The organism is Collinsella sp. TM04-29 (assembly GCF_003466565.1).
Classification (GTDB): Bacteria; Actinomycetota; Coriobacteriia; order Coriobacteriales; family Coriobacteriaceae; genus Collinsella.
Genome location: NZ_QSPW01000001.1, coordinates 877449 through 897362, shown reverse-complemented (window position 1 = coordinate 897362; position 19914 = coordinate 877449). Strand labels below are relative to the sequence as shown.

Annotated in this window: 21 protein-coding genes and 1 tRNA gene; 16 read left to right on the top strand and 6 right to left on the bottom strand. The window is 64.9% G+C overall.

Annotated elements, in window-relative coordinates; genetic code table 11:
* Window position 1 precedes the first annotated feature (1 nt).
* The 15 genes from scpB to DXD39_RS04000 all read left to right on the top strand — a co-directional run bounded on the left by scpB (window position 2) and on the right by DXD39_RS04000 (window position 13329).
* Window positions 2-730: an SMC-Scp complex subunit ScpB gene (gene scpB / locus DXD39_RS04070; protein ID WP_117803200.1), complete on the top strand. Its 729-nt coding sequence runs from the start codon at window positions 2-4 to the stop codon at window positions 728-730.
* On the top strand, window positions 717-1691 hold the full coding sequence (locus DXD39_RS04065) for a pseudouridine synthase (protein WP_117803199.1): 975 nt from the start codon (window positions 717-719) through the stop codon (window positions 1689-1691). Before scpB ends, DXD39_RS04065 begins: the two co-directional genes overlap by 14 nt.
* Window positions 1692-1757: 66 nt before the next feature.
* A complete protein-coding gene (gene cmk, locus DXD39_RS04060) occupies window positions 1758-2444 on the top strand; it encodes a (d)CMP kinase (RefSeq protein WP_117803198.1) in 687 nt (228 codons plus the stop codon).
* 3 nt (window positions 2445-2447) lie between these two features.
* The gene (locus DXD39_RS04055; RefSeq protein WP_117803197.1) at window positions 2448-3176 is read left to right on the top strand and encodes a lysophospholipid acyltransferase family protein; all 729 of its coding nucleotides are present in this window, start codon (window positions 2448-2450) and stop codon (window positions 3174-3176) included.
* A gap of 2 nt (window positions 3177-3178) precedes the next feature.
* The gene (locus DXD39_RS04050; protein WP_117803196.1) at window positions 3179-4075 is read left to right on the top strand and encodes a 4-hydroxy-3-methylbut-2-enyl diphosphate reductase; all 897 of its coding nucleotides are present in this window, start codon (window positions 3179-3181) and stop codon (window positions 4073-4075) included.
* A 2-nt stretch (window positions 4076-4077) separates the two neighbouring features.
* Entirely contained in the window at window positions 4078-5520 is a 1443-nt protein-coding gene (locus DXD39_RS04045; RefSeq protein WP_117803195.1) for a DUF512 domain-containing protein, read from the top strand.
* Between the two features lie 10 nt (window positions 5521-5530).
* Window positions 5531-6865, top strand: coding sequence for a ribosome biogenesis GTPase Der (gene der / locus DXD39_RS04040; RefSeq protein WP_117803194.1), 1335 nt, complete (start codon window positions 5531-5533; stop codon window positions 6863-6865).
* The gene (plsY, locus tag DXD39_RS04035; RefSeq protein ID WP_117803193.1) at window positions 6858-7541 is read left to right on the top strand and encodes a glycerol-3-phosphate 1-O-acyltransferase PlsY; all 684 of its coding nucleotides are present in this window, start codon (window positions 6858-6860) and stop codon (window positions 7539-7541) included. Before der ends, plsY begins: the two co-directional genes overlap by 8 nt.
* A gap of 9 nt (window positions 7542-7550) precedes the next feature.
* Entirely contained in the window at window positions 7551-8558 is a 1008-nt protein-coding gene (locus DXD39_RS04030; RefSeq protein ID WP_117803192.1) for an NAD(P)H-dependent glycerol-3-phosphate dehydrogenase, read from the top strand.
* Window positions 8559-8576: 18 nt separating this feature from the next.
* Window positions 8577-9248: a ribulose-phosphate 3-epimerase gene (gene rpe, locus DXD39_RS04025; RefSeq protein ID WP_117803191.1), complete on the top strand. Its 672-nt coding sequence runs from the start codon at window positions 8577-8579 to the stop codon at window positions 9246-9248.
* A 6-nt stretch (window positions 9249-9254) separates the two neighbouring features.
* Window positions 9255-10433 (top strand): cysteine desulfurase family protein, encoded by a 1179-nt coding sequence (locus DXD39_RS04020; protein ID WP_117803190.1) that lies wholly within the window; start codon window positions 9255-9257, stop codon window positions 10431-10433.
* Window positions 10430-11239 carry a Nif3-like dinuclear metal center hexameric protein gene (locus DXD39_RS04015; protein ID WP_117803189.1) on the top strand — a complete coding sequence of 270 codons (810 nt, stop codon included), beginning with the start codon at window positions 10430-10432 and terminating at the stop codon, window positions 11237-11239. Before DXD39_RS04020 ends, DXD39_RS04015 begins: the two co-directional genes overlap by 4 nt.
* Window positions 11236-11955, top strand: coding sequence for a zinc ribbon domain-containing protein (locus tag DXD39_RS04010; protein ID WP_117803188.1), 720 nt, complete (start codon window positions 11236-11238; stop codon window positions 11953-11955). The genes DXD39_RS04015 and DXD39_RS04010 overlap by 4 nt, the downstream gene beginning before the upstream one ends.
* Before the next feature lie 2 nt (window positions 11956-11957).
* Window positions 11958-13172, top strand: a complete 1215-nt coding sequence (gene coaBC / locus DXD39_RS04005) for a bifunctional phosphopantothenoylcysteine decarboxylase/phosphopantothenate--cysteine ligase CoaBC (protein WP_233541097.1) — start codon at window positions 11958-11960, stop codon at window positions 13170-13172.
* An 80-nt stretch (window positions 13173-13252) separates the two neighbouring features.
* Window positions 13253-13329, top strand: a tRNA-Pro gene (locus DXD39_RS04000).
* Between the two features lie 606 nt (window positions 13330-13935).
* Here the strand turns inward: DXD39_RS04000 and DXD39_RS03995 are convergent.
* Genes DXD39_RS03995 through DXD39_RS03970 form a run of 6 tightly spaced genes read right to left on the bottom strand, consistent with a single transcriptional unit; the run spans window position 13936 to window position 18771 of the window.
* On the bottom strand, window positions 13936-15333 hold the full coding sequence (locus tag DXD39_RS03995; protein ID WP_117803187.1) for a sensor histidine kinase KdpD: 1398 nt from the start codon (window positions 15331-15333) through the stop codon (window positions 13936-13938).
* A 26-nt stretch (window positions 15334-15359) separates the two neighbouring features.
* Window positions 15360-16022, bottom strand: coding sequence for a response regulator transcription factor (locus DXD39_RS03990; protein ID WP_117803186.1), 663 nt, complete (start codon window positions 16020-16022; stop codon window positions 15360-15362).
* 32 nt (window positions 16023-16054) lie between these two features.
* Window positions 16055-16468, bottom strand: coding sequence for a hypothetical protein (locus tag DXD39_RS03985; RefSeq protein ID WP_117803185.1), 414 nt, complete (start codon window positions 16466-16468; stop codon window positions 16055-16057).
* Window positions 16461-17276 (bottom strand): lantibiotic ABC transporter permease, encoded by an 816-nt coding sequence (locus tag DXD39_RS03980; protein WP_117803184.1) that lies wholly within the window; start codon window positions 17274-17276, stop codon window positions 16461-16463. Before DXD39_RS03980 ends, DXD39_RS03985 begins: the two co-directional genes overlap by 8 nt.
* The gene (locus tag DXD39_RS03975; protein WP_117803183.1) at window positions 17276-18046 is read right to left on the bottom strand and encodes a hypothetical protein; all 771 of its coding nucleotides are present in this window, start codon (window positions 18044-18046) and stop codon (window positions 17276-17278) included. The genes DXD39_RS03980 and DXD39_RS03975 overlap by 1 nt, the downstream gene beginning before the upstream one ends.
* Window positions 18043-18771, bottom strand: coding sequence for a lantibiotic protection ABC transporter ATP-binding protein (locus tag DXD39_RS03970; protein ID WP_117803182.1), 729 nt, complete (start codon window positions 18769-18771; stop codon window positions 18043-18045). Before DXD39_RS03970 ends, DXD39_RS03975 begins: the two co-directional genes overlap by 4 nt.
* Window positions 18772-19167: 396 nt before the next feature.
* Between DXD39_RS03970 and DXD39_RS03965 the strand changes: the two genes are divergently transcribed.
* Window positions 19168-19872: a CDP-alcohol phosphatidyltransferase family protein gene (locus tag DXD39_RS03965; protein ID WP_089573364.1), complete on the top strand. Its 705-nt coding sequence runs from the start codon at window positions 19168-19170 to the stop codon at window positions 19870-19872.
* The last annotated feature ends 42 nt before the right edge of the window (window positions 19873-19914 follow it).

Below are 19914 nucleotides of genomic sequence, written 5' to 3'. Positions count from 1 at the left end.
CATGTCAACCCTTTCCACGCTGGAGGCAAACAGCCTCAAAGGCGCCCTCGAGGCGCTGCTGCTGGTGTCGAGCGACCCGGTGAGCGCGCCCGCGCTGGCAGGTGCGCTGGATATCGCCCCCGGCGAGTGCGCATCGCTGCTCGCCGAACTCAAGGTTGAGTACGAGGAGGCCAACCGTGGCTTTCAGCTGCGCGAGGTCGCCGGCGGCTGGCGCCTGTTTACGCATCCCGCCTACCACGACGTGGTCGAGGCCTATGTGCTGAGCTGGGACACGCAAAAGCTGTCGCAGGCGGCGCTCGAAACACTGGCCGTCATCGCATACCACCAGCCCGTGACGCGCGAGGTGGTCAAAGGCATCCGCGGCGTCAATTCTGACGGCGTCATCGCGTCGCTCGTGGACAAAGGTCTGGTGCGCGAGCTCGGACGCGACCCCCAGCGCAGTCAGGCCATCATCTACGGCACGACCAACGCCTTCTTGGAAAAGTTCGGTCTGCGCTCCACCCGCGACCTGCCCGACCTGGAGCAGTTTGCCCCCGACGAGCAGTCGCGTCAGTTTATCCGCGAACGCCTGAGCGGCCGCAGCATTCAGTCCACGCTCGAGGAGCAGGCCGAGGACCTGGACGAGGAGCGCGAACTGCTCGATACCGATGTTGACGATGTTGAGGCAATCGAGGACTTGGAGACCCTGGTCGTCGACGAGACCTCGGAGGATTTGCATGACGAGGATTAACGAAGTAGGGGAGACGCGCGCCGGCGCTGCGGTACCCAACGCGGATACGCACGAGTCCGACGCCCAGCCCGTCTATCCGCACACCATGCGCCTGCAGCGCTTTTTGGCGCGCGCGGGCGTGGCGAGCCGCCGCGGGTCGGAAGACCTGATGACTGCCGGCCGCGTGACCGTCAACGGCCAGGTCGCGACCGAACTGGGCACCAAGGTCGACGTCGACCGCGACCATATCGAGGTCGACGGCATGCCCGTCAAGCTCAACCAGGGCGCCGTGTACTTGATGCTCTACAAGCCGACCGGCTACCTCACCACCATGAGCGACCCGCAGGAGCGCCCTTGCGTGGCCGACCTGGTCCCCCGCGACCGCTTTCCGGGACTATTCCCGGTGGGCCGCCTGGACCGAGACACCACAGGCCTTTTGCTCTTTACCACCGATGGCGACCTGTCGCAGGATCTGCTGCACCCCAGCAAGCATGTCTATAAGACCTACCAGGCGCTCGTGGACGGCCACCTGACCGATCGCGACTTAGAACCACTCCGCCGCGGCATCGAACTCGACGACGGCCTGTGCCAGCCGGCGATCTGCCGCGTCATCAACGCGCGCGAGGCAGAGGCCGTGGCTCCGCAAGGCGTCAAGCCCGGCACCACCGCCGTGGAGGTCATCATCCGCGAGGGGCGCAAAAACCAGGTCAAGCGCATGCTGAGCAAGATTCACCATCCGGTGATCCGCCTGCATCGCTGCAACTTTGCCGGCCTGGAACTCAAGGACGTGGCCAAGGGGTCGTGGCGCGAGCTCACCGACCGCGAGGTGCAGATCCTCAAGGCCGGCGGCATTCCGCCCAAGCAGACCGCCTCCAAGCGCGCTGCCGCGCCCGCGACCAACACCGCAAGCCGCACGCGCCACCACGGCAGCCACGGCTCCGCGCCCAAGCGCAACACCTACCGCGAGCGCTACACGGGCTAGTCAGTCCGCCAGTAAGCAGCGTCCGCGTCCCATACCAGCACGTCAACCACCGAAAGGAAGCATTGCATGATCGTCGCCATCGACGGACCCGCCGGTTCCGGCAAGTCCACCATCGCCAAAGAGATCGCCCGCCAGCTGGGCTTTAACAAGCTCGACACGGGCGCCATGTATCGCGCCGTCACCTTCGCCGCGCTCGACCGCGGTATCGACCTGGACGACGAGGCGGCCATCGATGCCCTCGCCGAACAGATCGAGATCCGCTTTACCAACGGCACCGGCGAGGACACGCGTCTGACCATCGACGGCGCGGACGCATCGGCCGCCATTCGCACCCCGCAGGTCGATGCCAACGTGTCCAAGGTCTCGGCCTACCCGGGCGTACGCGCCGCCATGCTCATCCACCAGCGCCGCGCCGCCGAGGACCGCGACATCGTCGCCGAGGGTCGCGACATCGGCACCGTCGTGTTCCCCAACGCGCAGGTCAAGGTCTTCCTGACCGCCGACCCGCGCGAGCGTGCCCGTCGTCGCGTGCTGCAGCGCCATCAAAACGACGCCCAGCCGCTTACCGAAGAGCAGCTCGAGGCCGAGGTCGACGAGACCCTCGACGCCCTCAGGCAGCGCGATAAGCTCGACAGCAGCCGCGAGGTCGCACCGCTCATTCCCGCCGAGGACGCCGTGCACGTCGACTCCACCGCCCACACCATCGACGAGGTCGTCCGCATTATCGAGGACCTCATCAACCAAAGGAGGTAGCCCATGCGCCTGTTTAAGCAGACGCCCGAGGATTACTACAACGCCCCCTACGCCGAGTTCCCCGCGCTCATCCGCGGCACCGTCGCCGTGGTCATGGCCATCCTGTGGGCCTTCTCCAAGCTCATGTGGCGTTGGAAGGTCGAGGATGCCGACCTGCTGTTTGAGCGCCAGGACGGCCGCGGCAGCGTGGTCATCTGCAACCACACCTCGATGGCCGAGCTCTTGGCCGTGGAGACGGCGCTGTTCTTTGGGGGCCGCCGCATTCGTCCCATCTTTAAATCCGAGTTCGCCAAGAGCAAGATTGTGCGCTGGGCCTTTAGCCGCGTTGGCGGCATCCCCGTGGAGCGTGGTACTGCCGATATGAAGTGCCTGCGCGCCGCCCAGCATGCGCTGCAGCGCGGCGAGGACGTCCTGATCTTCCCCGAGGGCACGCGCATCCGCTCGCGCGATATCAAGCCCGAGGTCCACGGCGGCTTTGCGCTCATCGCCCAGATGGGCAAGGCGCCCGTCAACCCGCTCGCCATTTGTGGCTGGTCCGATATCACTCCTAAAGGCAAAAAGCTCATGCGCCCCAAGAAGTGCTGGATCCGCGCCGGCAAGGCCATCTCGCTATCCGATGCTCCGGCCGAGCTCAAGCGCAAGGAGCGCCTGGCCTGGTTTGAGTCCGAGGCCATGAGTCGCGTCTACGCCATGCGCGACGACCTGTGCGCCGAGCACCCGGGCAGGTTCTAGCCATGGGTGAGAACGTCATGAATACCGCTGCGGCCGCCGCAGAGGAGGTCGTCCCCACCATCGAGATCGCTGCCCACGCGGGCACCTGCTACGGCGTGCAGCGCGCGCTCGATATGGCCCTGGCGGCCGCCCCGCAGGCGGGGGAGAACGCTCAGATCCACACCCTGGGTCCGCTCATCCATAACCCCATCGTGGTGCGCGAGCTCGCCGAGGCAGGCGTTGGTCTGGCAGACACCTTGGACGACGCCGCTTCGGGCACCGTGATCATCCGCGCCCACGGCGTGGTGCCGCAGGTGATCGAGGCCGCTCGCGAGCGTGACCTTACCGTAGTCGACGCCACCTGCCCCTACGTGAAGAAGGTCCATGTGGCGGCCGAGCGCCTGGTGCGCGAGGGCTACCGCGTAATCGTCGTTGGCGAGCCGGGCCACCCCGAGGTCGAGGGCATTCTGGGCCACGCTGGTGATGACGCTCAAGTCGTGAGTTGCGCCGCCGATGCGGACGCACTGCCGCTCAAGGGCAAGGTAGGCTTGGTTGTGCAGACCACCCAGACCGCGCAGAACCTGGCCGAGGTTGTGGCCTCCATCACCCCGCGCGTGCAGGAGCTGCGCGTGATCAACACGATCTGCGCCGCCACGAGCGAGCGCCAGCAGGCAGCCGCAACCCTTGCCAACCGCTGTGATTGCATGGTCGTCGTGGGAGGCAAAAATTCGGGCAACACGCGTCGCCTGGCGCAGATTTGTGCCGATGCCTGCGAGCACACGCATCACATCGAGGAAGCTTCCGAGCTCCAGGCCGCGTGGTTTGCCGACGCTCACCACATCGGCATCACCGCCGGAGCCTCCACCCCGCAAGAACACATCGAACGCGCCGTCACGCGCATCAAGGAGCTTTGCCGCTAACCATGGACCAGACCGTACCCGCATACGCCGCCGAGGTGGCCGATTACGGGCGCAGCCGCGACCCCGAGCCGGGTGAGGGCGCGCTCGTCAAGAACGTGCGTCCCGAATCGCCCGCGTGGGATGTGGGTATCGAGCCGGGCATGCGCGTGCTCACGGTCAACGGTGAGCAGCTTACCGACATGATCGTGTGGCTCTGGGAGGCCGACGATGATACCGTCGAGCTCGAGGTTTTCGACCCGCGCGACGGCACCGTCACCCCCGTCGAGCTCGACCGCTTTCCCGGCGAGGATTGGGGTTTGGAGTTCGATGGCCCCATCTTCGACGGCATGCGTACCTGCGTCAACGCCTGCGTGTTCTGCTTTATGACCATGCTCCCCAAGGGCGGCCGCTCCACGCTCTATATTCGCGACGACGACTATCGCCTAAGCTTTTTGCAAGGCAACTTTGTCACGCTTACGAACCTCACCGACGAGGACGTGCAAAACGTCATCCAGCGCAACATGAGTCCCATGAACGTGTCGGTCCACGCTGTGAGCCCCGACGTCCGCCGTCGTATGATGGGCCGCAACGCCCAGCGAGGCATGGACGTACTCGAGACCATCATGGCCGCCGGCATCGAGATTCACGCGCAGATCGTGTTGTGCCCCGGCATGAACGACGGCGAGGAGCTGGAAAAGACCCTGCGCTTTTGCGAGGAGCACGAGCAAATCACAAGCCTGGGCATTGTGCCGCTCGGTTTTACCAAGCATCAGAACCGTTTTAGCTGGTCCTACAGCGACAAGCCCGAGCTAGCGCGCGAGACCATTGCCATGATCCGTCCCTACCAGGACCGCGCCTATGAGCGCTTTGGCCGCCACACCTTCCAGATGAGCGACGAGTTCTATCTGGACGCCGGCATCGATCCTCCCGAGGCAGACTTTTACGACGGTTACCCGCAGTACTACGACGGCATCGGCATGATCCGCTCGTATCTGGACGAGACCGACGACGTGCTGGCTACCGATGCCGAGCGACTGGCCCGCGTCCGCGAGGCCATCGCCGCCCGCAGCCAGCACCTGCTGTGCCTCTCGGGTGCCAGCGCACGCGACACGGTGGCCCGCTTTGTGGAGTCGCCCCAGGGACTCGCCGGCACTGTCACGGCCATCAAGAACCGCTACTTTGGCGGCAACGTGGACGTGACCGGCCTCATCGTCGCGTGTGACATTCTGGAGCAGCTGCCCCAAGACCTGTCGGGGGTTATGCTCTTTGTGCCTAAGCTCATGTTCAACGCTGACGGCATGACGCTTGACGAGTATCATCGTGACGATTTACTCGCAAGCCTTACCAGTCGCGGTGCCGAGGTTCATGTGGTGTCGACCATGCCGCATGAGTTGCTCGATACCCTGGAGCATATCCTTGGCATTGTGTCCGCGGACTCTAACATTTCCACTGACCCTACCCATTAAAGGAGAGCAGATGAAACCTATCGTCGCCGTCGTCGGACGCCCCAACGTGGGCAAGTCCACGCTCGTTAACCGCCTGGCCCAGACCTCGGACGCCATCGTCCACGAGTCCCGCGGCGTCACGCGCGACCGCTCGTATCACACGGCCGATTGGAACGGCCGCGAGTTCACCATCGTCGACACGGGCGGCATCGAGCCGCTCAAGAGCGATGACGTCTTTGCAACGTCCATCCGCGACCAGGCGCTCGCCGCCGCCGAGGAAGCCGCCGTCATCCTGTTTGTGGTCGACGGCCGCACCGGTGTCACCGAGGAGGACGAGTCGGTCGCCCGCATGCTCAAGCGCTGCGACAAGCCGGTCTTTCTGCTGGTGAACAAGCTCGACAACCCCGATCGCGAGAACGACAGTATCTGGGAGTTCTATTCGCTCGGCATCGGCGAGCCCACGCCGCTCTCGGCCCTGCACGGCCACGGCACGGGCGACCTGCTCGACGATATCGTGGCCCTGCTTCCGGAGGAAGAGGACGAAGTCGCCGACGAGTTCCCCGATGCGCTGAACGTGGCCATCATCGGCCGCCCCAACGCCGGTAAGTCCTCGCTGTTCAACCGCATCCTAGGTGCCGACCGCTCCATCGTGTCCAACATTGCCGGCACGACGCGCGACGCCATCGACACCGTCGTGGAGCGCAACGGCAAGCACTACCGCATGGTCGACACCGCGGGTATTCGCAAGAAGAGCACCGTGTACGAGAACATCGAGTACTACTCGATGGTCCGCGGCCTGCGCGCCATCGATCGCGCCGACGTGGCACTGCTCGTCGTCGACGCCTCTGTGGGCGTCACCGAGCAGGACCAGAAGGTCATGGGCTTGGCCATCGAGCGCGGCTGCGCCATCGTGGTGCTGCTCAACAAGTGGGACCTGCTCGACGACGACCGCAAGCGCGAGGCCTGCATGGAGACCGTCGACCGCCGTCTGGGCGTTATGGCTCCCTGGGCCCAGTACCTGCGCATCTCTGCTCTCACCGGCCGCAGCGTCGAGAAGATCTGGGCGATGGTCGACGCCGCCGAGAAGACGCGCTCGCAAAAGATCACCACCTCGCGCCTCAACACCTTCCTCACCGACCTGCGCGAGTTCGGCCACACCGTGGTGGACGGCAAGCGCCGCCTGCGCATGCACTACGTGACTCAGACGGGCATCAACCCGCCGACGTTCACGTTCTTCGTCAACCACAGCGACCTGGTCAACGACACCTACCAGCGCTACGTGGAGAACCGCATGCGCTCGACTTTCGATTTTGCCGGCACGCCCATTCGACTCTTCTTTAGGAAGAAGGAACAAAAGGATGCATAATCCGATTCTGCTGACCGCCATCTGCGCCGTGGTCTCGTTCTTTATCGGGGCGATTCCGTTTGGCCTGATCCTGGGCCGCGTGTTCAACCACACGGACATTCGCAAGGCGGGTTCCGGCAACATCGGCACCACCAACGCGCTGCGCGTGGCCGGCCCCAAGGTGGCCGCGCTCACGCTGCTGCTCGACTGCCTTAAGGGCGCCATCTGCGTCCTTATCGCCCGTCCGCTCATCGCCGATCTGGGCTATGGTTTTCCGCCGAACATCATGGCGCCTGGAGCCCCCGGCGACTGGATGCTCGGTGTCATTTGCCTGGCAGCCGTGTGGGGACACATCTTTTCTCCCTACCTCAACTTCCATGGCGGCAAGGGTATCGCCGTAGGCTTGGGCGTGATTCTTGCCTGGTACTGGCCCATTGGTCTGTCGCTGCTGGGCATGTTTATCGTGGCCGTCGCCATCACCAAGTACGTGTCGGTGGGCTCGCTTGCCGCCGCCATCGGTCTTCCTATCGCTGCCTGCGCGGTCTTTCCGTACAGCAGCCTGGGTCTCAAGTTTTGCATGGCGATGATCGGCATCACCGTGGTGTGGGCCCATCGCTCGAATATCCAAAAGCTCATGGCCGGTAAGGAGTCCAAGCTCTCGTTTACCAAGCGCGTCACCGAGCCCGACGATAAGTAGGAGAGAGTCATGAATGTTGCGCTGATTGGCTCCGGCTCCTGGGGAACCGCCGTCGCCGGCCTTGCCGCTGCGCGAGCCGAGCGCGTGACCATGTGGGCCCATAGCGAGCAGACGGCCGCCGGCATCAACGGCGAGCACTGCAACCCCCGGTATCTGGTGGGCTACAAGCTGCCCGACAACGTTGTCGCCACGACGGAGCTGGCGCAGGCGCTCGACGGTGTCGAGGCCATCATCTTCGCCGTGCCTTCGACGCATCTGCGAAGTGTATGTCACCAGGCGGCGCCGTTTATTGCCGCCGACACCCCGGTGCTGTGCCTCACCAAGGGCATTGAGCCAGAGTCCGGCCTGCTTATGAGCGAGGTCATTGCCAGCGAAATCGGCAACGAGCGGCGCGTGGCTGCCCTCTCGGGCCCCAACCATGCTGAGGAAATCTGCCGTGGCGGACTTTCTGCCGCCGTCATTGCCAGCGAAGATCCGCAGATAGGGGAGACCTTTAAGGACCTGCTCCTGTCCACGGCATTCCGCATCTACCTGTCGCAGGACATGACCGGTGTCGAGGTCTGCGGCGCCATGAAAAACGTCATCGCCATCGTGTGCGGCATCTCCGCCGGCACTGGCGCGGGCGACAACACGCTCGCCCTTATCATGACGCGCGGCCTGGCCGAGATCAGTCGACTGGTGCACGCACGCGGCGGACAGGCCATAACCTGCATGGGACTCGCCGGCATGGGCGACCTCATCGCCACCTGTACCTCGGAGCATTCGCGCAACCGTACCTTTGGCTACGAGTTCGCTCATGGCGTGTCGCTCGAAGAGTACCAGGCACGCACGCATATGGTGGTCGAGGGTGCCGTTGCGGCCCGTAGCGTCAGCGAGCTCGCCCGTTCACTGGGCGTAGACATTCCGCTCACCTTTGCCGTGGAGCAAACGCTCTACAACGGTGTTACTTTGGATAGGGCGCTCGAAATTCTCACCGACCGCGTCCCATCGCAAGAGTTCTACGGACTCACCGACTAGCGCAGAAAGGCTACTACCATGGGTTCCATCAAAATCGCTCCGTCCGTCCTCTCGGCCGATATGGCCAACCTCAAGGGCGAACTCGACAAGATCGCCGGCGCCGACTACGTGCACTTTGACGTTATGGACGGTCACTTTACCGGTAACCTCACCTTTGGCGTTGACATCCTCAAGGCCGTCAAGCGCTCCACCAACGTGCCGGTCGATGCGCACCTCATGGTGTCGAACCCCGACGAGACCGTCGATTGGTATGCCGACGCCGGTGCCGATATGATCACCGTCCACTACGAGGCCTCTACGCACCTGCACCGCACGCTCACGCACCTGCAACAGCGCGGCGTCAAGGCCGGCGTGGTGCTCAACCCCGCAACGCCCGTCTGCGTGCTCGAGAGCATCATCGACGTCGTCGACATGGTGCTGCTCATGAGCGTGAACCCCGGCTTTGGCGGCCAGAGCTTTATTCCCGGTACCATTACCAAACTGCACGAGCTCAAGGCCATGTGCGAGCGCCACGGCGTGTCGCCCCTGATCGAGGTCGACGGCGGTATCTCTTCCAAGAACATCGCCGAGGTCGTCAAGGCCGGTGCCAACGTGCTCGTAGCCGGCTCCGCCGTATTTAAGTCCGAAGATCCCGCCGCCGAGGTTGCGCTGCTGCAGAAGCTGGGCAACGAGGCCGCACAGGAGGCATAAACCCTTATGACCGCAGGTCAAAACCGCATACCCGTGAATCTTGACTATGCCGCCTCGACGCCCATGCGCGCCGAGGCGCTCCTTGCGCAGCGCGAGTACGACGACAACGAGCTTGCCGGCGTCAACCCCAACTCGCTGCATTCGCTCGGCCGCAAGGCCGCTGCGCGTCTGGAGGCCGCACGTCGCGAGATCGCCCGCAGCTTTGGCGCACGCGTCCGCCCGTCCGAGATTGTACTGACCAACGGCGGCACCGAGGCCAACCAGCTGGCGCTCCTCGGTCTTGCCGAGGGCGCTCGGCAGCGCGACCGCAAGCGCGATCGTGTCATCGTTTCGGCCATCGAGCACGATTCGATTCTGGACAATCTGCCGCTGCTGCGTGCTGCCGGCTTTACCGTCGACCTGGTGCAGCCCTGCCGCGCGGGCTACATAGAGCCCGCTGCGCTGAGCGACTTGTTGGGCGACGACGTAGCGCTCGTGAGCATTATGGTCGCCAACAACGAGACCGGTGTGGTGCAACCCATCCGCGAGCTTGCCGCCGCCGCGCACGCCACGGGTGCCCTGTTCCACACCGATGCCATCCAGGGGTATCTGCATATTCCGCTCGATGTGCACGAGTTGGGCGTTGACGCCATGACCGTTGCCGCGCACAAGATTGGCGGCCCCGTGGCATCCGGCGCGCTCTACGTTAAGACCCGCACGCCGTTGCGCCCCCGCATCTTTGGCGGCGGGCAGGAAGCCGGTCGTCGCGCCGGCACGCAGGACCTGCGCGCGCAGCTGGCTTTTGCCGCTGCCGCTTCCGCGCTGTTGCCGAATGTTGCCCAGGAGCGCTCAACGCTGCAGGCCTTATCCGACAAGCTCTACGCCACGCTTACGGCCCACCCGCGCATTCACGCCACGATGGGCGACTACGCGCAGGCCGATCGTCTGCCGGGTATGGTTTCAATCTACGTCGACGGCATGGACTCCGAGGAGCTCATCATTAAGCTCGACGCCGCCGGCTTTGAGGTTTCGGCCGGATCAGCTTGCTCGAGCGGCAACATGGACCCGAGCCACGTGCTCAGCGCCATGGGCATTGGTCGCGAGCAGGCGCTGGGCGCACTGCGCATCTCGTTTGATGACCGCGTGAATCCTGTCGACCTGGATGAGTTCGCCCAGACGCTGCTCTCGATCGTAGGTGCCGCATGATCCTATCCGAGCTTGAACGTGCGCTGCTGGCGCGCTACCCCAAAGCGGACGCCGAGGGCTGGGATCATGTAGGGCTATCTGTGGGAGATCCCGCTGCCGAGATCACCAGTGTTGCCTGCGCACTCGACGCGACCGAGGATAACGTGCACCGCGCTCTCGAGGCCGGCGCCAACGTGCTGCTGACGCATCATCCCATCTATATCAAGGCTCCCGAGGCGTTTTGCCCGGCGGATGTATCGCGTCCCCAATGCAGCGCTGCGTTGTACGAGGCAGCTCGTTGCGGCGTGAGCATCATCTCGCTTCACACCAACCTGGACCGATCGCACGAAGCGCGCGTTCGCCTGAGTGAGTTGTTGGGCGCTGAGCCCATGAGCTCGCTGGAGCACGTGGACGACCCCGAGACCACCGGCCTGGGTGCGCTTGCAACGCTCAACGACCCGTGCACGCTGCGCGATCTTGCCACCCGTGCTGCCACGGCCTTCGGCAGCGACCCGCGCGTGTGGGGCGAAGCCGATCACCCGTGCCGCACCGTCGCCATTTTGGGCGGCTCCCTGGGCGACTTTGGAGAGCCCGCTATCGCCGCGGGCGCAGATGTTGTCGTGACGGGCGAGGCGGGCTACCACGTGGCGCAAGACCTTGCCTTGCGCGGGCTGCCGGTGATCTTGCTCGGTCACGACCGCTCTGAGGAGCCGTTCGTTGATATATTGATGAACTCTGCAGTTGACGCCGGGGTCGACCCCCGTCATGCGATTAAAATACTGAACCCTTGCCAATGGTGGACTGTGACAAAAGGAGAGAACTTATGAGCGCCGGCGCTACGCTACTCAAGCTGCAACAGATCGATTTGGAGCTCGCCCGCAACAAGAGCGAACTTGCCAATATGCCGGAGCTTAAGGAGCTCGCTTCCAAGCGCAAGACCTATGTGAAGCTCAAGTCCGAGATGACCAAGCTCTACGCCCAGCGCAAGGATCTGGATATTGAGCTCGACGATCTCAACACCACCGAGATTCAGACCAACAACGCCATCGATGCTGCCAAGAAGCGCCACGTCGACGGCTCCGACTACCGCGAGGTTCAGGACCTGGAGAATGAACTCGCCACCCTGGCCAAACGTCTGGACAAGATTGAGCACACCCGCAAGGATGTCGTTGTCGCCCACAAAGAGGCGCTCGACCGCGAGACCCGCGCGCAGGCCATCATCGCCAAGTTCGAGGAGGGCGTGAAGGCCGATACCAAGGCCGCCCGCGCCAAGGCTGCCGACCTGCAGGCTCAGATCGAAGCCGCCACTAAGGAGCGCACCGCTCTTGCCGCCACGCTGCCGGCCGACGTGCTCACCGACTACGAGCGTCTGCTCAAGCAGTTCCGCGGCTTGGCCGTCGAGACCATCCAGGGCAACATCCCCACGGTCTGCCACACCGCGCTGCAGGCATCGTCCATGAGCGACCTCAACCACGACGGTAGCGAGATTACGCACTGTCCGTACTGCCACCGCATCCTGGTGCTCCCGAGCAAGGAAGCCTAGCGATGACGGCGGCATCCAACAATTCAATGCAACTTGAGGGAAAAACGATCCTGCTGGGCATTACCGGCGGGATCGCCGCCTATAAGTCGTGCAATATCGTGCGCCTGCTGCAAAAGCGCGGCGCGCACGTCAAGGTCGTCATGAGCGAGCACGCCACGGAGTTCGTGGGGCCGCTCACCTTCCGCGCACTCACCAATGAGCCCGTTGCCGTGGGCCTATTCGACGACCCCTCCGACCCCATCCACCATATCTCGCTGGCGCAGGAGCCCGACGTGGTGGTCGTGGCGCCCGCGACGGCCAACATCATCGCTAAGATGGCCAACGGCATCGCCGACGACCTCATCTCCACCACGCTGCTTGCCACGCCGCGCCCCATCGTGATCGCACCGGCCATGAACAATGGCATGTGGAAGGCACCGGCCACGCAGGCCAACATGGCCACGCTGCGCGAGCGCGGTGTCAATGTTGTGGGTCCGGGTAGCGGTTACCTTGCCTGCGGCGACGTGGACACGGGACGCATGAGCGAGCCCGAGGACGTCGTCGAGGCTGTCTGTGAGGTGCTCAACCCCGTGCCGCAAGACCTGACGGGCAAGCGCATCGTCATCACCGCCGGCCCCACGCACGAGCCGATCGACCCGGTGCGCTTCATTGGCAACCGTTCTTCGGGCAAGATGGGTATCGCCCTGGCGGGGGAGGCCGCACGTCGCGGTGCCGCCGTCACGCTCGTGCTGGGACCGACATCGCTCGATATTCCTCGCGGCGTAAAGTGCGTGCGCGTGCAGACCGCCGCAGAGATGCTGCAGGCGGCGTTAAACGCCTTCCAGACGGCCGACGCTGCCATTTGCGCTGCGGCCGTCGCCGACTACACCCCCGCGGCCCCTGCCAACCACAAGCTCAAAAAGGCCAACGAGCGCCTGGATCGCATCGAACTAGTCGAGACGGTTGATATTTTGGCCGAGCTTTCGTGCCAAAAGGGAGAGCGATGCGTGATCGGATTTGCGGCAGAGACCGATAACGTCGTGGAGTACGCGCAGCGCAAACTTCCCCGCAAGGGTTGCGATGTAATTATCGCCAACGATGTCTCGCGCGCCGATTCAGGCTTTGGAACCGACACTAACAAGGCCTGGATTGTGAGCACAACAGGTACGAAAGAACTTCCCGTTCTAACAAAACCCCAGCTCGCAGATACAATTTTGGACTTGCTTCAAAATTTATAAAAAAGTTCTTGCACAAGTCTAAAGTTTCGGGTTAATATACTCCTTGTTGCGAGCGAGAGCAGAGCAACAAACAAAAGCTTCGGGACGTGGCGCAGCTTGGTAGCGCACTTGACTGGGGGTCAAGGGGTCGCTGGTTCGAATCCAGTCGTCCCGACCAGAAGTTTGCAGGTCAGGCACCTAGTGCCTGACCTTTTTTGTTTTAAGCAATTGCTTAATTTTGATTAAGCAACAGGGTGCCAAAAATCTACCTACGCGATAATCGCCTTTTGCGGCTACTTGCGCGTTTTGCACGCGCTTGAGCCGATTTATTAACGCGATATGAATCTACATACGCGTAGCTGGTATGCAGCCGAGTACAGGCTGTATTTATCGCGGCGATTAACACAGATATAGCGACTATAACGGACAAACATGTCGCTGTATTTATTCCAGTAGTTCACTTGATCGGTGGACAAGTGGGCTGTTGCAACGAAACGCCAAGCGGGATGGGCTCTATACGAGGACGCCGCAGGGTAATGGCGGGGGAGTGCGGCGGGCGCTCTGAGAGCCGCTGTGTGACCCCATGTCTCCTTAACTCGATAATTTGTGTTTCAAGCCACGAATCGGTCGAGCAATTGCCAAAAGAAAGGCCCATGCAGGATTGCACGGGCCTTACATCAGATCAAATTTGAGCTAGAAGCACCAAATGGGGCAGTCGCAACACCATCTCGTCGCGGCCTCGGCGAGCGACATATCGCAGTCGAGGTAGACATCGAGGAAATCGTCAGATCCCGCACAGGGGGACCGCGATGGTGACCACCGCGCCGCCCGAGGGGCTGTTGGCGAGCGAGACGGAGCCCCCGTGGGCGCTCGCGGCCTCGGAGGCGACGTGGAGGCCGAGCCCGTAGTGGCGGCCTCCGTCGCGCGAGGAGCGGGACGAGTCGTCTGTGAAGAGGCGCTCGCAGCCGCGTTCGAGGGCGGCGGGAGAAAAGCCCGGTCCGTCGTCGGCCACCTCGATGACGAGGTGTCCGCCCGCGACGTCGCAGGAGACCGCCACGCGCGAGCGCGCGTGCTCGGCGGCGTTGGCCACGAGGTTCGCGGCGGCTCGCGCCAGGGCGGTTCGGTCGAGCGCGGCCTCGGGCGCGCCCGCGACAGCGGGGCCCGTGGCCGTGTTGAGCGTCACGCCTCGCGCCCGGGCGATCTGGGCGGCCTCGGCGAGGACCTGTTCGCAGAGCTCGGCCGGCCGCATGGGGGCCCTCTCCGCCCCGCCGGACCCGCGCGAGGCCTCGATGAGCAGGCGCACGTAGTCGTCGAGCCTTTCGACACTGCCGGCTATGTCGCGCGCGGCGGCCGCGAGGTCGGCGTCTTTCTCGTCTTCCAGCTCCTCCGCCACGAAGTCGGCGTTGGCGCGCAGCACAGTAAGCGGCGTCTTGAGGTCGTGGGCGATCGACGTCATCTGCTCGCGCTGCCCCCGCTCCGCGGCCCAGCGGGCCTCGAGCGACTCGGCGAGGGAGGCCCGCATGGCGTCCATCGCGGCGAGGACGTCGTTCACCTCGCGCACGTTGGTGCTGCCGACCGCGAAGTCGAGCTCCCCCGCGCCGACGCGCCCCGCCGCCTCCGCGAGCGGCGCCATCTTGCGCGAGATCACGCGGCTCGCACGGCGCGCCACGAGCGCGAGCGCGAGCGCGCTTCCCACAGCGGCGCCGACGAGCATGAGGTTCTGCGGGTTGGGAAGCAGGCTGGCGAGATCGCGCGAGACCCACTGCGGCAGGTACTCGCTGACGAGTGCGCAGGCCCCGCCGCCCTTGAGCGGGAACGCAGCGTAGGTGAGGCCCGAGCCCCCGCCCTCGATCTCCACTGTGCCCGGATCCGCGGCGAGTGCCGTACTGGCCATTTCCGTCGCATCCTCGAGCCGCGTGCCCTCGAGGTCTGTCATCAGCACGTATCCGTCCTTGTTCAGGATGAGGTAGCGGTAGGCCGTCGGCACGTCCTGCTGCCCGCAGACGCCGTCGCGTGCCAGGCCCTCCGCGACCTCGCGCGCATTGGCCGGCCCCCAGCTTGCCTCGTAGACGAAGCCCGCGTTGATCGCCACGGAGAGCACCATGAACGAGGCGAGCCACGCCGTGGCGACCGCCGCGAACGCGTAGGCGAAGTAGCGCGCGATGACGAAGGAGAGCGGCATGCCCCCGCGACCTCGCGCCCCGATCCTCAGAGCTGCCACTTGTACCCCATCCCCCAGACGGTCGCGATTGGATCGGCGCCGGCCTCGGAGAGTTTCCTCCGCGCGCGGCTGACCTGCATGGATATGGCCGCGTCGTCGGCGTCGCTCTCCCAGCCGAGCACCGCCTCGCGTATCTGCGCGCGGCTCATGACCTGCCCGGGGTGGCGGGCGAGATACTCGCAGATGGCGTACTCGGTGGGCGTGAGCGGCACGGCCTCGCCGCCCACGGAGAGGTCGCGCGCCCCGAGGTCGATCCGCACCTCCCCGAAGGAGAGGGCGTGCGAGCGCGGCCGACGCTCACGGCGTAGATGGGCCGCGACCTTGGCGCGCAGTTCCGCGGCCCCGAAGGGCTTGCGGACGTAGTCGTCGGCGCCCAGGCCGTAGGCGGTCACGGCATCCTCTTCGGCCACGCGCGCGGTCAGGAAGACGATGGGCCCGTCGAAGTCCGGGCGGATCTGCCGCACGAGCTCGAAGCCGTCGAGCCCCGGCATCATGACGTCGCAGAGCACGAGGTCGAAGCGCGAGAGGTCCATCCCCGGGACCGCCGTCGGGTCCGCCGCCCTGACGACCTCATGGCCGTCGCGGCCGAGGACGCGCGCGAGCGCGTCGAGGATCGCCCGTTCATCATCCACTGCCAGTATCCTCGCCATGTTGACCTCCTGAAACTCTCGTCGGAATTGTACTAGCGCCGCGCCCAGCGGTCTAGAGCCCTGCGCGCAGCCACGGTTGCCTCGGCCGCGTCGCACACGCGGTAGCGCACGCCCGAGCCGCCGCGCGCCTCGATCTCGAGCCAGCCCTCGCCGTTCGACTCCCGCCCGAAGAAGATGAGCTGGAGCTCTCTGACATCGCCTCTGTCGTCCGCCGCGTCCACCAGGTAGACGTAGTTTGCCCCCGCCCCGGTGGCGTCGGCGAAGGAGCTCACGTGGCTGCCGGGCTCGGGCGCGGGCGCCCACATGGCGATCTCAGGGTTGGGCAGCACGCGGTCGGCGATCGAGCGCAGCGCCGACCCCCAGCCGGCGTCGAGCAGGGCATTCCCGCCCAGGACGAGCGCTGCGGAGAGGAGGACGAGCACAGCGGCGAGCGGCTTTCTACGCATCTACCCTCCCGTCCTCGAAGCGGCAGAACCAGGCGAGAAGGACGGCGTCGGCTGCCAGGGTGAGCACGAGGCCTGCGAGCGCAGTCGTGAGGAGAGGGCTCGCCGCACGCGCGGCGTCGATAAAGGCCTCCACCCCGAGCGACCCCAGGCGAGCGGGCCAGGCGAGCGGCACCCAGCTCAGGGGCGTCGCCAGGGCACCGGTGAGCTCGCCGGTCATGAGGCCGTGCGCAAGTCCGCCCACCGAGAAGAACGCGAGGAGCACCCCCGCAGCGCCGGCGCCGATGGCGGCGTTGCGGCCGAGGCGCAGGGCCACGCCGAGCCACAGCGCGTAGAGGGGCAGGCTGCCCAGCACGATGCCCGCCCACGCGGCCGCAAGCGGAGCGGGCCCGAGCGGCAGGCGCCCGGCAATGGCGAGCACGGCCCCGAACACGCCGAGCGCCACGGCCAGCGCGGCGGCGCCGAGCGCCGCAAGGGCGAGCAGCTTCGCCGCGACGGCGCGCCCGCGCGAGGGGACCGCCGTAAAGTTGGCGAGGCGCCCGGCAGCGCGCTCCTCGTCCACGGCGAGCCCGCAGACGATGGCGGACATGAGCGGCATGAGGGCGCCGAGGAACTGGGCGTAGGCGTCCGCGCCCAGCGCCGGGTCCCATCGGGCTACGGAGAAGTACTCGCCGCAGGCAAGACCGGCTGCCAGGCCGCAGACGAGGTGCACCGCCGTGAGCGGGGAGCGTGCCAGGCGCAGGGCCTCGGAGAGCAGGGCCCGCGAGAGAGTCATGCGCGGCGTCGGGTCGGAGAGTCGCGTCACGGCCATCACCTCTCCTCGGAGCGCGCGAACCAGGCCGCGCCCGCCGCCGTGAGCGCGGCGAACGCGAGCGCGCAGACCGCAAGGCCCGCCAGCGTGAGCATGCCATCCGCCGCGAGCGCCCCGCCGAGCGCCATGTCCGCCGCGAGTGGCTCGCCGCTCGGCAGCACGGGGATGAAGCTCGTGGGGATGACCATGCTCGCCGACGGCGGAAAGAGCTGCGGCAACGGCACCAACGACCAGGCGAACCCACCCACGAGCTGCGCGACGAGCGGGCAGAAGATGCCCGCGAGCATGCCGAGCCGCACCGTGAGAAAGAGCCCTGCGGGGATCATCCACGCCGCGGTCACCGTGTTGACGAGCGCGCAGAAGAGCATCGTGAGCGTACCCGCGGCCGTGAGGCCCTGCGAGGAGAACGCCGATCCCGCGAGGTAGATGCCGAAGACCACGAGGTTCGAGAGCGTGCAGAGCGCGAGGCACCAGAGCGCCTTGGCCCACCAGGCGCGCCCGAGCGGGAAGCCCAGGCCTAAAAGCCCCCGCATCCGCGTGCGAGCGTCCGCCCGCGCGACGCACGCCACCACGAGCGAGAGAGACACGGGCAGGAAGAGCGCGTACCAGTAGTTCCATGCGCTGAATATCTGCACGCCCCGGTAGGGCATCGCGCCGAGCAGCGGCATCGGCAGCGCCATGAGCACGGCCAGGCGAACCGGCGCCGCGTGGCGCGACTTCAGGGCCTCGGCGCGCAGGCCCGCGAGCAGGCAGCCTTTCTCGCCCATCATGCCGCAACCTCCCCGCGCGCTCGTCGCCCTTCCCGGCAGAAGCTCATGAAGAGTTCCTCGAGGTCCTGCCCGGGCCGAAGCGCATCCTCGTAGGCGAGGTGCCCCCCGCAGATGATGCCGATGGTGTCCGCCATCTGCTGCACCTCGGAGAGAATGTGGCTCGAGACGATCACCGTCGTACCCGCCGCCGCGAAGCCGCGGATCTGGGCGCGCAGCTCCTCGATGCCGATGGGGTCGAGGCCGTTGGTGGGCTCGTCGAGCACGAGCAGGCGTGGCCGGGCGATCAGCGCCAGCGCGAGCCCCAGGCGCTGCCGCATGCCCATCGAGAAGCGCCCGGCGCGCTTCTTCCCGGTGTCCGCGAGGTCCACGGCGGCGAGTACCTCATCTATGCGGCTCTCGGGAAGGCCCAGCAGCGTGGTGCGCACGCGCAGGTTCTCGCGCGCGGTGAGGTTGGGGTAGAGCGGCGCCTCCTCGATGAGGCTGCCGATTGCGTAGAGGTCCTCGCGGCGCCAGGCGTGCCCGGCAAAGAGGATCTCCCCGGCCGTCGGCCGCAGCATCCCGCAGATCATCTTGAGCGTTGTCGACTTGCCGGCGCCGTTGGGACCGAGCAGCCCGTACACCTCGCCCTCGCGGATATGAAGGCTCACGTCGGCCACGGCGTCCTGCGCCTGGTCGCCGCGGCCGAAGCGCTTGGTGAGCCCACGCGTCTCGAGCATGTAACCCATGGGTTTATCCTTTCTCTTCCGGGAGCGCGGGCCGAGTCACCGTGCCCGCGCGCCTTACCTTTCGGGTTCACCATCCATGGTGGGGCGCGTTTCTAACGAAGCCATAACGGCCGTTGGGTTCTTTTGGCGCCAACCCTTCTCGACCCGCACATCATGATTAATTTGCTTAAGGCAACAACTTTCCCGATCGATGTAATCACCGAATCAAAACGTGTACATCACCCTCCAAAACCGACATTTTTCGGCATGTTTGGAGGCTGATGTACACGAATGTGAAATCCACCGCCGCCCAAAAGCGCCTTCCTCATGTCTGGACTCTCTATGCTTACGCTGGATAGACATCGCCGGAACGGGTATAGTAGCGAAAGTTTTGTCGTTAACCAGCGGGGGAGTCCTGTGGGCATCAAAAAGAAGATCAAAAAGGAGCTTATCGGCACTTCCGATTACCCGTCGAATAAGATCTTTACGATCTCCAATTTCATCACCTTTACGCGCCTGATCCTCACTCTGGTATTTCTGTACCTGTTTGTGACGGATAACAACCGCGTCATCGCCATCGTTATCTACGCCGTTGCCGCCTCTACCGACTGGATGGACGGTCAGATCGCCCGCATGACCAAGACGGTCTCGTGGCTCGGCAAGGTCATGGACCCCATCTGCGACCGTGCGCTGCTGTTCACCGGCGTACTTGGGCTGGTGGTCCGCGGAGAGCTGCCCATCTGGGTCTGCGTGCTCATTATTGGCCGCGACATCTATCTGGGCATCGGCACGCTTATCGTTCGTCATTATCACCGTCGCCCCATCGATGTCGTCTTTCCCGGAAAGATTGCCACTGCACTGCTCATGACCGGCTTCTCGCTCATGCTGCTCGGGTTCCCCGTTATTGACGGCCTGCATCTTTTACCTTCAACCCTTACGGCCTTCCCGGGCCTCAACGGAAGCTCGGTGCCCCTCGGCATCTTCTTTGTGTACGGCGGCGTGATCTTCTCCATGCTCACGGCTGTCATCTATTCCATTAAGGGCGGAGTGGCCATTAAACAGGCTCTCGCGCATCCCGAGGACGAGGACATCGACTTTCTGAACCCTGAAATCGAAGACTGATTCGTTGGGGTATGATTACGTACGGTTCATTATTTGCGGCAC